The 13266-nt window shown below is 66.9% G+C and carries 13 protein-coding genes; 4 read left to right on the forward strand and 9 right to left on the reverse strand.

Going from position 1 to position 13266, the window contains the following annotated elements:
* Nucleotides 1–9 precede the first annotated feature (9 nt).
* The 5 genes from AC06FD_RS12505 to AC06FD_RS12525 all read right to left on the reverse strand — a co-directional run bounded on the left by AC06FD_RS12505 (nt 10) and on the right by AC06FD_RS12525 (nt 2687).
* A complete protein-coding gene (locus AC06FD_RS12505) occupies nt 10–537 on the reverse strand; it encodes a F0F1 ATP synthase subunit delta (RefSeq protein ID WP_259209683.1) in 528 nt (175 codons plus the stop codon).
* Nucleotides 538–540: 3 nt separating this feature from the next.
* Complete coding sequence (locus AC06FD_RS12510) at nt 541–1011, reverse strand: F0F1 ATP synthase subunit B (RefSeq protein WP_038686094.1); 471 nt, start codon at nt 1009–1011, stop codon at nt 541–543.
* Nucleotides 1012–1122: 111 nt separating this feature from the next.
* Complete coding sequence (atpE, locus tag AC06FD_RS12515) at nt 1123–1425, reverse strand: F0F1 ATP synthase subunit C (protein ID WP_038686092.1); 303 nt, start codon at nt 1423–1425, stop codon at nt 1123–1125.
* 67 nt (nt 1426–1492) lie between these two features.
* Nucleotides 1493–2287, reverse strand: a complete 795-nt coding sequence (atpB, locus tag AC06FD_RS12520; RefSeq protein ID WP_259209692.1) for a F0F1 ATP synthase subunit A — start codon at nt 2285–2287, stop codon at nt 1493–1495.
* Nucleotides 2288–2318: 31 nt separating this feature from the next.
* Nucleotides 2319–2687 (reverse strand): hypothetical protein, encoded by a 369-nt coding sequence (locus AC06FD_RS12525; protein ID WP_181394075.1) that lies wholly within the window; start codon nt 2685–2687, stop codon nt 2319–2321.
* A gap of 548 nt (nt 2688–3235) precedes the next feature.
* Between AC06FD_RS12525 and AC06FD_RS12530 the strand changes: the two genes are divergently transcribed.
* Complete coding sequence (locus AC06FD_RS12530) at nt 3236–4045, forward strand: hypothetical protein (protein WP_478078129.1); 810 nt, start codon at nt 3236–3238, stop codon at nt 4043–4045.
* 470 nt (nt 4046–4515) lie between these two features.
* Here the strand turns inward: AC06FD_RS12530 and lpdA are convergent, their stop codons facing one another.
* The 4 genes from lpdA to AC06FD_RS12550 form a co-directional block, all read right to left on the reverse strand.
* Nucleotides 4516–6333: a dihydrolipoyl dehydrogenase gene (gene lpdA, locus AC06FD_RS12535; protein WP_478077979.1), complete on the reverse strand. Its 1818-nt coding sequence runs from the start codon at nt 6331–6333 to the stop codon at nt 4516–4518.
* A 17-nt stretch (nt 6334–6350) separates the two neighbouring features.
* The gene (locus tag AC06FD_RS12540; protein WP_394164223.1) at nt 6351–6998 is read right to left on the reverse strand and encodes a hypothetical protein; all 648 of its coding nucleotides are present in this window, start codon (nt 6996–6998) and stop codon (nt 6351–6353) included.
* The gene (gene aceF / locus AC06FD_RS12545; RefSeq protein WP_478077980.1) at nt 6995–8398 is read right to left on the reverse strand and encodes a dihydrolipoyllysine-residue acetyltransferase; all 1404 of its coding nucleotides are present in this window, start codon (nt 8396–8398) and stop codon (nt 6995–6997) included. Before aceF ends, AC06FD_RS12540 begins: the two co-directional genes overlap by 4 nt.
* 209 nt (nt 8399–8607) lie before the next feature.
* On the reverse strand, nt 8608–9126 hold the full coding sequence (locus tag AC06FD_RS12550; protein WP_394164222.1) for a DNA-deoxyinosine glycosylase: 519 nt from the start codon (nt 9124–9126) through the stop codon (nt 8608–8610).
* Between the two features lie 194 nt (nt 9127–9320).
* Between AC06FD_RS12550 and AC06FD_RS12555 the strand changes: the two genes are divergently transcribed.
* From AC06FD_RS12555 to glpK, 3 genes are all read left to right on the forward strand, one after another.
* Nucleotides 9321–9953, forward strand: coding sequence for an OmpW/AlkL family protein (locus AC06FD_RS12555; RefSeq protein ID WP_259209702.1), 633 nt, complete (start codon nt 9321–9323; stop codon nt 9951–9953).
* A 140-nt stretch (nt 9954–10093) separates the two neighbouring features.
* Nucleotides 10094–11605: a glycerol-3-phosphate dehydrogenase gene (glpD, locus tag AC06FD_RS12560; RefSeq protein WP_478077981.1), complete on the forward strand. Its 1512-nt coding sequence runs from the start codon at nt 10094–10096 to the stop codon at nt 11603–11605.
* Between the two features lie 38 nt (nt 11606–11643).
* Nucleotides 11644–13143: a glycerol kinase GlpK gene (glpK, locus tag AC06FD_RS12565; protein WP_478077982.1), complete on the forward strand. Its 1500-nt coding sequence runs from the start codon at nt 11644–11646 to the stop codon at nt 13141–13143.
* The last annotated feature ends 123 nt before the right edge of the window (nt 13144–13266 follow it).

Below are 13266 nucleotides of genomic sequence, written 5' to 3' on the forward strand. Positions count from 1 at the left end.
TAAATGAATTCAGTTAGCGAGCGCGGTCTGCAGGCGCGACAGCTTGCCCTTGAGCGAGCCATCGATGACCACATCGCCGGCGTCGATCACGGCGCCGCCGATCAGCGATGCATCGACCGCGGTCGTCACGTCCACCTCGCAGCCGAAGCGCTTGCGCAGCGCGGCCTTGATGGCGTCCAGCTCGGATGCGGACAGTTCGGTTGCCGAGGTGACCGTGGCCTTGACCACGTGTTCGGCTTCAGCGCGCAGCTGGGCGTACATGCCGGCGATTTCCGGCAGCAGCGGCAGACGGTGCGCGTCGGCCAGCAGGGCCAGGAAGCGACCGAAGGTCTCGCTGGACGATTCCGGGGCCAGCAGCGCGACGGCATCGCCGCGCTCCAGTTCCGGGTTCGACAGCAAGGCCGCCACGCGCGGGTCGGCGGCTACGTGGGCGGAGAACGCAAGCGCGTCCGACCACGGCGCGAACGTGCCTTCGTCGCGCGCGGTCGCGAACGCGGCGCGGGCATACGGGCGTGCAAGCGTGAGGGCCTGGCTCATCGATCAGATCTCCGATGCCAGCTCGTCGAGCAGCGCCTTGTGGGCGTTGGCATCGATTTCGCGCTTGAGCAGCTTTTCGGCACCGCTCACGGCCAGGGCGGACACCTGCTTGCGCAGGTCTTCACGGGCACGGTTGGCGGCAGCCTCGATTTCGGCGTGGGCCAGGTCTTTCTGGCGGTTCGCTTCGGCGATGGCTTCATTCTTGGCGGCTTCAACGATCTGATTGGCGCGCGCGTGGGCCTGGTCGATGATCTCGTTGGCCTTGCCGCGTGCATCCTTCAGTGCTTCGTTGACCTTTTCCTGCGCCTGGGCCAGATCCTTCTGGCTGCGGTCGGCAGCGGCGAGGCCTTCAGCGATCTTCTGCTGGCGCTCTTCGATGGCATTCATCAACGGCGGCCAGATCTTGGTCGCGATGATCCAGATCAGACCGGCGAAAGCCAGTGCCTGGGCAACGAGGGTAAAACCGATATCCATGGGGTTCGCTCAATCGGGGGTGACGGGGTGGATGGGCCGCCGGGGCGGCGCATCCGATCCTTCATCCGCGATCAGGCGCACGGGGCGCCTGATCGTTTCGCTGTTGCTGGATCAGCCAGCAACAGCCGGCAGGCGTGCAACGAACTCGCCGATGGTCGGGTTGGCGAAGGCCAGCAGCAGGCCGACGGCGACCGAGATGATGAACGCGGCGTCGATCAGGCCGGCGGTGATGAACATGCGGACCTGCAGGACCGGAATCAGTTCCGGCTGGCGGGCAGCCGATTCCAGGAACTTACCGGACATGATGGCCAGACCAAGACCGGCACCCAGCGCGGCCAGGCCGATCATGATGCCGACGGCGAGGACGGTGGAGCTCTGGACTTGGGCGAGGTTGGTCAGGACGGCGAGGTACATGGTTTTCTCCTGGAACTTTGAATAGCTAAGGGTTTAGAAACAAACGGATGAAGGGTGAAGCGAAAACTCAGTGAGCGTCTTCCGACAGGCTCAGGTACACGATGGACAACATCATGAAGATGAAGGCCTGCAGCGGAATCACCAGCAGATGGAACAGCATCCAGCCCAGGCCGAATGCACCGCCTGCGATGGCGCCGGCAATACCCGCGCTGCCGAGCACCCAGATCAGCAGGAAGACGATTTCGCCGCCGAACATGTTGCCGAACAGTCGCATCGCCAGCGAGATCGGCTTGCTGAGCCACTCGACGATGTTGAGGATCAGGTTGAACGGCATCATGAACTTGCCGAACGGTGCGGTCAGGAATTCCTTGGTGAAGCCACCCAGGCCCTTGGCGCGCAGTGCGAAGAACAGCATCAGGAAGAACACGCTGATCGACATGCCCAGGGTGGCATTGACGTCGGCGGTGGGGACCGGCTTCCAGTACGGCACGCCGAGCAGTTCGAGCGGCATGGCGATGAAGTCGGCCGGGATCATCTTGATGAGGTTCATCAGGAGGATCCAGAAGAAGATCGTGATCGCGATCGGGGTCACCAGCTTGCTGGTGCCGTGGTAGGTGTCCTTGGCCTGGCGGTCAACGAACTCCAGGCAGATCTCCACGAACGCCTGCCACTTGCCCGGGACGCCCGCGGTCGCTTTGCGGGTCGCCATCCAGAAGCCGAACACCATCAACAGGCCCATCAGGACCGAAGTCACGATGGTGTCGACGTGGATCGCCCAGAAACCACCTTCCTGCATATGGAACGTCAGGTTGTGCAGGTGATGTTGGATGTAGGAGGTGGGTGTCAGCGCCTCGCCTGCCATGTGTCCGGAACCTTGAGTTAAATAAAATGGATCAGCGCCTGGCCAGAGCCAGGACCTGGAACATCAACCCGACGGCGATACCGGCCAGCAGCGCCAATGCAGGCAGCTTGAAGACCAGGAACCCCACCATCAGGACGCCGAATACGAGCACCCACTTTGCCACTACTGCCAGGATCAGGCGGGTCATCGCCGATCCCGCAGCCTGCACACCGCCCCCGAGGGCCATGCGCGCGGCAACCCAACCACCGGCTGAAACCGCCACACCCGATGCCAGCGCCCCCAGGGCGTACATCGTGCCCGCCAGGAGCAGGAAGGCCAAGGCCAGGACAGCCACTGCAGCCAGCGGGTAAACCGCTGCGCGCAGCATCAGTCGCCGACCCGAATCAACGGAGTTCAGCACACGTATGTCCTGCATGTTCTTGAGTAGAAAGGCCGGGGTCGCAAACTAGCGCCCCGTCGAGCCGCCAAATTATAGCAACGGGACAATTTGCGAGACAACCGCCCCCTGTTCATCCCGGATGCCCGCAAGTTGCTGCATCGCCACAGATTTTGCGGTCCACCTCCGGGCCAATCCCGGCCTGTCAGGCTCTCCGCCTGCTGCAACGCAACATATTGAACTTTGGTCGCAGCGTCCGGTCAGACCCATCGACCTGCACTTTTCGATCCTCGTCGACGCCCCGAAGGCAGGTCTGCACCACAAAGTGGCCCCGAGCTCTCTCCGGGGCCACTTTTTTCGGGGCCCTGCTGCGGCCTTCAGTGCCCCGCGGCACGACTGCCCAATAACGCGGGCTAGGCCACCCGGCGGACACAGAATGTGATCGGCGGCGCACCTTTGCGCATGAACGGTACACACATCCTCCACCATACGTTCACGAATGGTGGACGCGGCGCTGGGCAGAGTGTCGGCACATCAATGAACCACTGCAAGGACACACACCGATGCGCCTGATGCTCCCCCTCCTCGCCCTGCCGCTGGCCATGGCCGCGCTGACCCATGCCAACACCGCCAGTGCCGCCGAGGGCGATGATCGCTTCGCGCTGCGCCTGGGCGCGATGAACATCGATTCGGACAACACGATCCGCGGCAACACCAACGTCGCTGGCCAGGAGGTGGGCTTCTCCGAGGACTTCAAGCTGGGCGGCAAGGAATGGGAGCCGCGTGTCGACGGCATGTTCCGCATCAGCGACCGCCAGCGCCTGCTGTTCAACTACTTCAAGTACGACAAGGACCGCCGCGAGACGCTGGATGACGGCGTGAGCTTCGGCGATGTGTCGGTCCCGGCCGGCAGCTTCATCAAGGGCGAGCTGAAGTACCAGGTGGCCAGCCTGGTGTACGACTACTCGGTGGTGGACACCGATACCTTCGACCTTGGCCTGCAGCTGGGTGCCGAGTACGCGAAGGTGAGCACGAAGGCCTATGCGGACGTGGGTGACCTGTACCAGGGTCGCTTCCTGGACGAGAAGGCCGACGGCGTGGCGCCGGTGGTTGGCGCACGCATGAGCTTCAACCCGTCCGAGAAGTGGATGATCACCGTGCAGGGCCAGTACCTGAACACCAAGTGGGGCAACTTCGACGACTACGATGGCGACCTGACCCGCGCCAACGCGATCGTGGACTACCGCCTGACCAAGAACTTCGGCCTGTTCGCCGGCTACGACTGGTTCAAGCTGGACGTGGACCAGACCGGCAGCGACGGCACGATCGGTCTGAAGCAGGAGTTCAAGGGCCCGGTGGCCGGTGTGAGCTTCGTCTTCTAAGTCGGTTCAAGCGTCTCTCTCCGAGCGCGGCAACAGGGTGACCTGTTGTCGCGTTTTTCTTTGCGCGTTTGTTTTTTGGTGATTCGTTGCGTGGGTTTGAGGGCGAAGGCAACGGCAACGGCAACGGCGAAGGCGAAGGCAACGGCCTGGCGCCTTGCGGGTGTCGCCGGAGGGTACCGGGCAGCCCGGCCCGGGACACGCCGTGAACCCTTCCATGGGGGCTCGACAAGCGGCATCCATGCCGCTTGACGGTCCCGGGCCGGGCTGCCCGGTACCCTCTGGAGGGATCATCGGGGGTGCGGTTGGGGGAGCGACGAGCGCTGCGGGCGGCGGGCGGACTTGATGTAGTGGTGCCTGGCGTTGGCGTGCCTTGACCGCTGATGTGGGTACCGCCCCTTGCCCGCCGCGCACAAAAAACCCGGCGTTCGCCGGGTTTTTTGTTGATGCGGTGCCATTGCCTTGCGGGCGGCTTACTTCTTCTTCGGCATGTACAGATCGGTGATCGTGCCGTCGTAGATTTCCGCCGCCATCGCCACCGATTCGCTCAGCGTCGGGTGGGCGTGGATGGTGTGGCCGATGTCTTCGGCTTCGGCGCCCATCTCGATCGCCAGCCCGATCTCGGCCAGCAGGTCGCCGGCGTGCACGCCGACGATGGCGCCACCGATGATGCGGTGGGTTTCTTCATCGAAGATCAGCTTGGTGAAGCCCTCGGTACGACCGATGCCGATCGCGCGGCCGCTGGCCGCCCACGGGAACTTCGCCACGCCCACCTTGAGCCCCTTGGCCTTGGCCTCGGTCTCGGTCACGCCCACCCACGCGATTTCCGGGTTGGTGTAGGCCACCGACGGAATCACCCGCGCCACCCACTCCTTCTTCTCGCCCGAGGCCACTTCCGCGGCCAGCTTGCCTTCGTGCGTGGCCTTGTGGGCCAGCATCGGGTTGCCGACGATATCGCCGATGGCAAAGATGTGCGGCACGTTGGTGCGCATCTGCCGGTCCACCGGAATGAAGCCACGCTCGGTGACCTGCACGCCGGCCTTCTCGGCAGCGATCTTCTTGCCGTTCGGCGAGCGGCCCACGGCCACCAGCACGCGGTCGAAGGTGCCCTGCGCCAGTGCCGGCGCCTCGCCTTCGGCAGCGGCCTCGAACGTCACCGTGATGCCCTTGGCATCGGCGCTCACGCCCGACGCCTTGGTCTTCAGGTGGACCTCCACGCCCTGCTTCTTCAGGCGGTCGGCCAGCGGCTTGACCAGGTCCTTGTCGGCGCCCGGCATCAGCTGGTCCATGAACTCGACCACGGTCACCTTGCTGCCCAGGGCCGCGTACACCGTCGCCATTTCCAGCCCGATGATGCCGCCGCCCACCACCAGCAGCGACCCCGGCACGTCCGCCAGTTCCAGCGCATCGGTGGAATCCATCACCCGCTTGTCGTCCCACGGGAAGTTCGGCAGCTTCACCGCCTGCGAACCGGCGGCGATGATGCACTGCTCGAAGCGCAGCAGCTGGGTCTTGCCGTCGTCGCCGACGATCTCCAGCTCATTGGCCGACACGAACGTGGCCAGGCCCTGCACCGTGCGCACCTTGCGCTGCTTGGCCATGCCGGCCAGGCCCTTGGTCAGCTGGGTGACCACCTTTTCCTTGTAGCCGCGCAGCTTGTCCAGGGTGATGGTCGGCGTGCCGAATTCCACGCCGAAATCGCCCGCGTGGGCCACTTCGTCGATCACCGCCGCTGCATGCAGCAGCGCCTTGGACGGAATGCAGCCCACGTTGAGGCAGACGCCGCCGAGGCTGGCATAACGCTCCACCAGTACGGTGTCCACGCCCAGGTCGGCCGAACGGAACGCGGCGGTATACCCGCCCGGGCCCGCGCCCAGCACCACCATCTTGCACTCGATATCGGCCGGCTTGCCCGACGACAGCGCCGGCTGCGGCGCCGCCGGTTCGGCCGGGGCGCGGTGCGACGGGGTCACCGGCGGCTTGCTGGCCGGGGCCTCGGCCTTGGGTGCCTCGGCCTTGGCCGGCGCGGCCGGGGCCGGGGCAGCGCCCTCGCCTTCGGCCTCCAGCACCAGCACGACGTCGCCCTCGGAGAGGTTGTCGCCAAGCTTGACCTTGATTTCCTTGACCACGCCAGCCGCCGAAGACGGCACTTCCAGCGTTGCCTTGTCCGATTCCAGCGTGACCAGACCCTGGTCCTTCTTCACCGTGTCGCCCACGGCAACCAGCAGTTCGATCACCGGTACACCGCTGTAATCGCCGATGTCGGGAACCTTGATTTCAATTGCGGCCATCGTTGTTCTCCTGGTACTCAGCCGGCCTTGCCGGCGAGCAGTTGCTGCAGTTCGTCGAGCGACTCGTCCAGATCTTTCCAGCGACGGTCGAGCTTCTTTTCCTTGGTGTCGCTGGCTTCGATCAGCAGCGCCACCTGTTTCATCATCAGCTTGCCGCTGCCGCACTCCGGGCGCGGACCGCTGAAACGCTGCCCATCCACCTGGAAGGACAGCACCTCACCGTCCAGCGCCGCGGCCTTGCGGTCGGCCGGCACGGCCGCATCGAGTGCGGCCTGCCAGCTGCGCAGCAGGCGCTGCGCCAATGCGGCCGGAATGCTCACCTGGTACTGGTCCGGCTCCTGCGCCACGCGCAGTTCCAGGCCGCCGCCACGGGCGTTGCTGCTCCAGTTGTAGACGCGCTTGTCGGCACGGCTGTAACGCAGCGTCCATTCCTGTTCCTGGGTGCCCGGCAGCAGCGCCACACCGGTCTCGACCCCGCTCTTGGGCAGGGTGACCAGCGACAACGCCGGCTGCGCCTTGCCCTCGAACAGGGTCTCCACCGCCTGGCCGTAGTTGCCCACCGCCGGCGGCCAGCCCCGTCCCAGGCCGGACGCGCATTCCGCCGCGCCCGCCTGCGACACCGGCAGCACCGCCAGCATCAGCGCCCATGCCAGGCCATGCCTCACAGCAGGACGCGCCGCATGTCGGCCAGCACCTGCGAAAGGTAGGTGGTGAAGCGTGCGGCCAGCGCGCCGTCGATGACGCGGTGGTCGTAGCTCAGCGACAGCGGCAGCATCAGCTTCGGGGCGAATTCCTTGCCGTTCCAGACCGGCTGGATCGACGACTTGGACACGCCCAGGATGGCCACTTCCGGTGCATTGACGATCGGGGTGAACGCGGTGCCGCCGATGCCGCCCAGCGAGCTGATCGAGAAGCAGCCGCCGCTCATGTCGGCCGGGCCCAGCTTGCCGTCGCGCGCCTTCTTGGCCAGTTCGCCCGATTCCTGCGCGATCTGCACCACGCCCTTCTTGTCGACGTCGCGGATCACCGGGACCACCAGGCCGCTCGGCGTATCGGCGGCGAACCCGATGTTGACGTACTTCTTCAGGGTGAGGTTCTCGCCGCTGGCATCCAGCGACGCGTTGAACTCCGGGAACTTCTTCAGCGCCGCGGCGCTGGCCTTGACCAGGAAGGCGAGCATGGTCAGCTTGATGCCGGCCTTCTCGTTTTCCTTGTTGAGCGCCACGCGCAGGGCCTCCAGCTCGGTGATGTCGGCCTGCTCGAACTGGGTGACGTGCGGGATCATGGCCCAGTTGCGGGCCAGGTTGGCGCCGGAGATCTTCTTGATCCGCGACAGCGGCTGGACCTCGACCTCACCGAACTTGCTGAAGTCGACCTTCGGCCAGGCCAGCAGGTTCAGGCCACCACCGGCGGCCACGCTGCCGCCCGTGGCGGCGCCACCGCCGGTCAGGGCCGACTTGACGAACTTCTGCACGTCGCCCTTGGTGATGCGGCCGCCCTTCTCGGTGCCGCTGAGCTGGTTGAGGTCCACGCCCAGCTCGCGGGCGAACACGCGCACCGCCGGGGAGGCATAGGGAACCTTCTGCGGCAGCACGCTGTCGGCGTTGAACTGCACCGGCGGGCTGCTCGGCGCGCCGGCCGACGGGGCAGCGGCGGCCGGGGCCGGCTGGGTCGGCTTGGCCGCGGCCTGCTCGATCTCGCGGGCGGCCAGCTTGTCCGGCTGGGCCGGGGCGGCGACCGGCTCGACCTTGGTCGCGGTCTCGGCCGCTTCGCTCTTGGCGGCCGGGGCCGGTGCGGCGGCAGCGGCCGGCTGGGCCTCGCCTTCGCTGACCTCGATCAGGGCCACGACCTTGCCCTCGGACAGGTTGTCGCCGATCTTGACCTTGATCTCCTTGACCACGCCAGCCACCGAGGACGGCACTTCCATCGTGGCCTTGTCCGATTCCAGCGTGACCAGGCCCTGGTCCTTCTTGACGGTGTCTCCAACGGCGACCAGCACCTCGATTACCGGGATATCGCTGTAGTCACCGATATCGGGGACACGTGCTTCCTTGATTTCGGCCATGGGGATAACTCCGGCAATCTGGTGTAGGGAATCGCCTATTGTAGGGCAGGAGGCGGCAGCGCCAACCGGCTGCGCGATTTTTTGCGGCGCCTGTCCCGGGACAAGCCGTTGCAGTGGCCTGGCTTGGCCGGCTTGCGCTTGGTACAGCGTAAAGCAGGATTTTCCAGTCGGTACCGTATTGTCCGCGGCACAGCGCGTGCCAGGCCGGCTCAGGGCAGCGCATCGGCCAGCGGCTGCCAGGCCGCCTGCAGCCGGGGCAGCGGCCAGGCCGCGTTGGCCGGGCTGGTCGATGGCAGCGACCAGATCGCCAGCGCGGGGGTACGCGCCGGCAGTGCGGGCGCGATGAAACGCAGGAACGCCTGGTAGGCGGCACTGCCGTTGCAGGCCACCGCACGCAGCTGCGCCAGCGTCGGGATCACGGCATCCAGTGCATTGGGCACTTCACTGCCGCGCACGATCGCCGCATCCAGGCTGCCACGCCGCCGGCATTGCCCGATCACATCCCACACGCCGACCCCCGCCGCGTTCAACGCGCGCATGCGCGCGGCGTAGGGAAGCGTGGCGTCAACCGCGCACAACGCCTGCATCAACGGCCAGAAGCGATTGCGTGGATGGGCGTAATACTGCGCGGCCTGCAGCGATGCCAGGCCGGGCATCGAGCCGAGGACCAGCACCCGACACCCCGGCGTGAGCTGCGCGGGAAACCCGATGCAGGTTGTTTCTTCCATCACATCTCCACCAGGTGCATGAACATCGGCAAACGCCGTAATGCGCATGTTTGCAGGGATTTTCTGCTGTTCGCTGAACAGAACAAACCAAATTTTAACGCGCGTCGGATTCGATTCATGTTGCGGGGACTACGTTTGCCTCGCCCCGGAACCAACGGGGTCGAGAACAAAAAAAATTCTGAGGAGATTCCCCCATGCGCTCCATCCGCACTCTGACCCTGGCTACCCTGACTGCCCTGGCCTTCGCACCGGCCGCTTTCGCGCAGGATTCCACCACCGACACCGCCTCGGGCAAGCATTTTGCCGTGGTTGGCGGCGTCTCGCTGCTGCAGCCGAAGAACGATCCGCTCGACGGCGTGCGCAAGGTGGACGGCGGCCCGGCCCCGACCCTGAGCTTCAGCTACTACATCAACGACAACTGGGCAGTTGAGCTGTGGGGCGCGGCGGACAAGTTCGACCACCGCGTGCGTGGCACCGATGGCGCGCGCCTGGGCACGGTCGAGCAGCAGCCGATCGCGCTGAGCGGCCAGTACCACTTCGGCCAGGCCGACAACGTGTTCCGTCCGTTCGTGGGCGCCGGCTACTACGAGTCCAACTTCAGCAATGAAGACCTGGCCAGCGACATCGGCCACATCGGCCTGAAGACCGCCAAGGGCGCCATCGGCACCGTCGGCGTGGACATGAACATCAACAGCACCTGGTTCGCCCGCGCCGATGCCCGTTACATGCATTCGCGTCCGGAGCTGACCGTCAACGGCGACAAGACCGGCGACAAGGCCAAGCTGGATCCGTGGACCGTGGGCTTCGGCATCGGCGCCCGCTTCTAAGCGCCGTCCGCGTCACTGCTGTACCAACGGGCCCCTCGCGGGCCCGTTGTCGTTTTCCGGCCTGGTGCCGGTCGCGTGCTTTCATTCGGCCTTGCCTCGGGCCCGCCGATACTGCCGGCATCGCATCAGCGGGAATGGGGATGGAAGCAGCCGGAACGGAGCCGATGCTGGACGTGCTGGTGATCGGCGGCGGCATCAACGGCGCCGGCATCGCCCGGGACGCTGCCGGGCGCGGCTGGTCGGTGTGCCTGTGCGAACAGGACGACCTGGCCGCGCATACGTCCAGCGCCAGCACCAAGCTGATCCATGGCGGCCTGCGCTACCTGCAGTACGGCCAATTCGGCCTGGTCCGCAAGGCGCTGCGCGAGCGCAGCGTGCTGCAGCGGCTGGCCCCGCACCTGGTGGTGCCCACCGAGTTCGTGCTGCCGCAGGCCGCGCACCTGCGCCCGGGCTGGATGCTGCGCGCCGGCCTGTGGCTGTACGACCACCTTGGCCATGCCGACCCGGCCTTCCCGCGTTCGCAGCGCCTGGACCTGCGCCGCGATCCGCGCGGGGCGCTGCTGCACGCGGGCGTCCGCCGTGGTTTCAGCTATGCCGACGCGCGCGTGGACGATGCCCGCCTGGTGTTGCTCAACGTGCTGGACGCGCATGAGCGCGGTGCCCGGATCCGCGTGCGCACGCGCTGCGAACAGCTGATCCGCCATCGCGATCATTGGTGGGCGGTGCTACGCGACGCCGATGGCAGCATCGTGCGCCTGCGCACCCGCGCGGTGGTCAATGCCACCGGCCCCTGGGCCGGCGACCTGCTCGAGCGTGCGGGCATGGATGCGCCGATCGGGCTGCGGCTGGTCCAGGGCAGCCACATCGTGGTGCCGCGCCTGTATGCCCACGACAGCGCCTACCTGCTGCAGCAGCCCGACCAGCGGATCGTGTTCGTGCTGCCCTTCGAGCAGGACTTCACCCTGATCGGCACCACCGACGTGGACTACGACGGTGACCCCGCCCGGGTACGGGCCAGCGACGACGAAGTGGAGTATCTGTGCGCGGCGGCCAACCGCTGGCTGCGCACGGCGGTACACGCCGGTGACGTTGTCTGGCGCTACAGCGGGGTACGCCCGCTGCTGGCCGACCACCACCATGACGCGGCCAAGGTCACCCGCGACTACCGCCTGCAGCTCGATGCCACCCAGGCGCCGCTGCTGAGCGTGCTGGGCGGCAAGCTGACCACGTACCGCACCCTCGCGGAAGAAGCGGTGGACCAGCTCGGCCCGCTGCTGGGCCGTACCGAACCGGCCTGGACCGGCGCGGGGCCGGTGCTGCCGGGCGGCGACGGCGGCGATGCGCAGCACGTGCAGGAGCGCCTGCAGGCAGCCTACCCGCAGCAGCCCCCTGCCCTGCTGGCAACGCTGGCGCGCCGTTACGGCACCCGTGCGAGCACCGTGCTGGGCGAGGCCAGCACGCCGGCGCACCTGGGCACGCATTTCGGCGCCGGGCTGTACCAGCGCGAGGTGGACTACCTCGTCGCGCAGGAGTGGGTGCGCACGCCGGAGGACCTGCTGTGGCGTCGCACCCGCCTGGGGCTGCGCCTGGACCCGGCCCAGCGCGATACGCTGGCGCAGTACCTGCGGGACCGCGTGGCAGCGATCGCGTAGGCTGCGGCATCCCTTCGATTCGTTGCATGGAGCAAGGCATGGACAAGCAGTACGTGCTCGCCATCGACCAGGGCACGACAAGTTCCCGCGCGATCCTGTTCGACCGCGGCGGGCGCATGCTGGGCAGCGCGCAGCGCGAGTTCGCCCAGGTGTTCCCGCAGCCGGGCTGGGTCGAACATGACCCGCGCGAGATCCTCACCAGCGTCTATACCACCCTGACCGAGCTGCTCAACCGCGAGCAGGTCGATCCACGTCGGATCGCCGCGATCGGCATCACCAACCAGCGCGAGACCACCGTGGTCTGGGACAAGGCCACCGGCCAGCCGATCCACAATGCGATCGTCTGGCAGTCGCGGCAGAGCCATGCCATCTGCGAGCGGCTCAAGGCCGAGGGCCACGAGGCACTCATCCGTGCGCGCACCGGCCTGTTGATCGACGCGTATTTTTCCGCGACCAAGATCCGCTGGATCCTCGACCACGTGGACGGCGCGCAGGCCCGTGCCGAGCGCGGCGAGCTGCTGTTCGGCACGATCGACAGCTGGCTGGTATGGAACCTCAGCGGCGGCGCCGCGCACGTCACCGACTACAGCAATGCCGCGCGCACGCTGCTGTTCAACATCCATACGCTGGCCTGGGACGAGGAGCTGCTGCGACTGCTGGATATCCCGCGCGCGATGCTGCCGCAGGTGCGCAGTTCCAGCGAGGTGTATGCGCACACCCGGGCGCAGTTCTTCTTCGACCAGCAGATCCCGATCGCCGGCATCGCCGGCGACCAGCAGGCCGCGCTGTTCGGCCAGGCCTGCTTCGAGCCGGGCATGGCCAAGAACACCTACGGCACCGGCTGTTTCATGCTGATGAACACCGGCGACAAGGCCGTGGCCTCGCGCAACGGGTTGCTCACCACCCTGGCCTGGGGCATCGACGGCACCGTCGAGTACGCGCTGGAGGGCTCGATCTTCGTCGCCGGCTCGGTAGTGCAGTGGCTGCGCGACGGGTTGCGCATGTTCGGCGCGTCCAGCGACTGCCAGGCCTATGCCGAGCGCGTGGCCGACACCGACGGGGTCTACCTGGTGCCGGCCTTCGTCGGGCTGGGGGCGCCTTACTGGCGCAGCGACGTGCGCGGGGCGATGTTCGGCCTGACCCGCGGCACCACCAAGGAGCACTTCATCCGCGCGGCGGTGGAGTCGATGGCTTACCAGACCCGCGACGTGCTGGCGGCGATGCAGGCCGATGCCGGTATCGAGCTGAAAGAGCTGCGCGCCGATGGCGGTGCGATCGGCAACGACTTCATGGCCCAGTTCCAGAGCGACATCCTGGGCGTGCCGGTGCTGCGCCCGCAGGTGGCCGAAACCACCGCGCTGGGGGCGGCCTACCTGGCCGGGCTGGCCACCGGGTTCTGGTCCAGCCGCGCGGAGATCGCCGAGCAGTGGGCGGTGGACCGGCGCTTCGTGCCGCAGATGGCCGTGGACCGCCGCGAGGCGCTGTATGCCGGCTGGCAGCAGGCGGTGGACGCGACGATGGGGTTCCGGGTGAGCTGACGTGGGCGGCCCGGCCCGGGGATCCGGGGCGGGGAGCGCATCCACGCATGGCGTGGATCTACATCGGATTGCAGCATCCACGCATGGCGTGGATCTACGTCGGATTGCAGCATCCGCGCAGGG

The organism is Stenotrophomonas sp. Steno-Z1 (genome assembly GCF_056393175.1).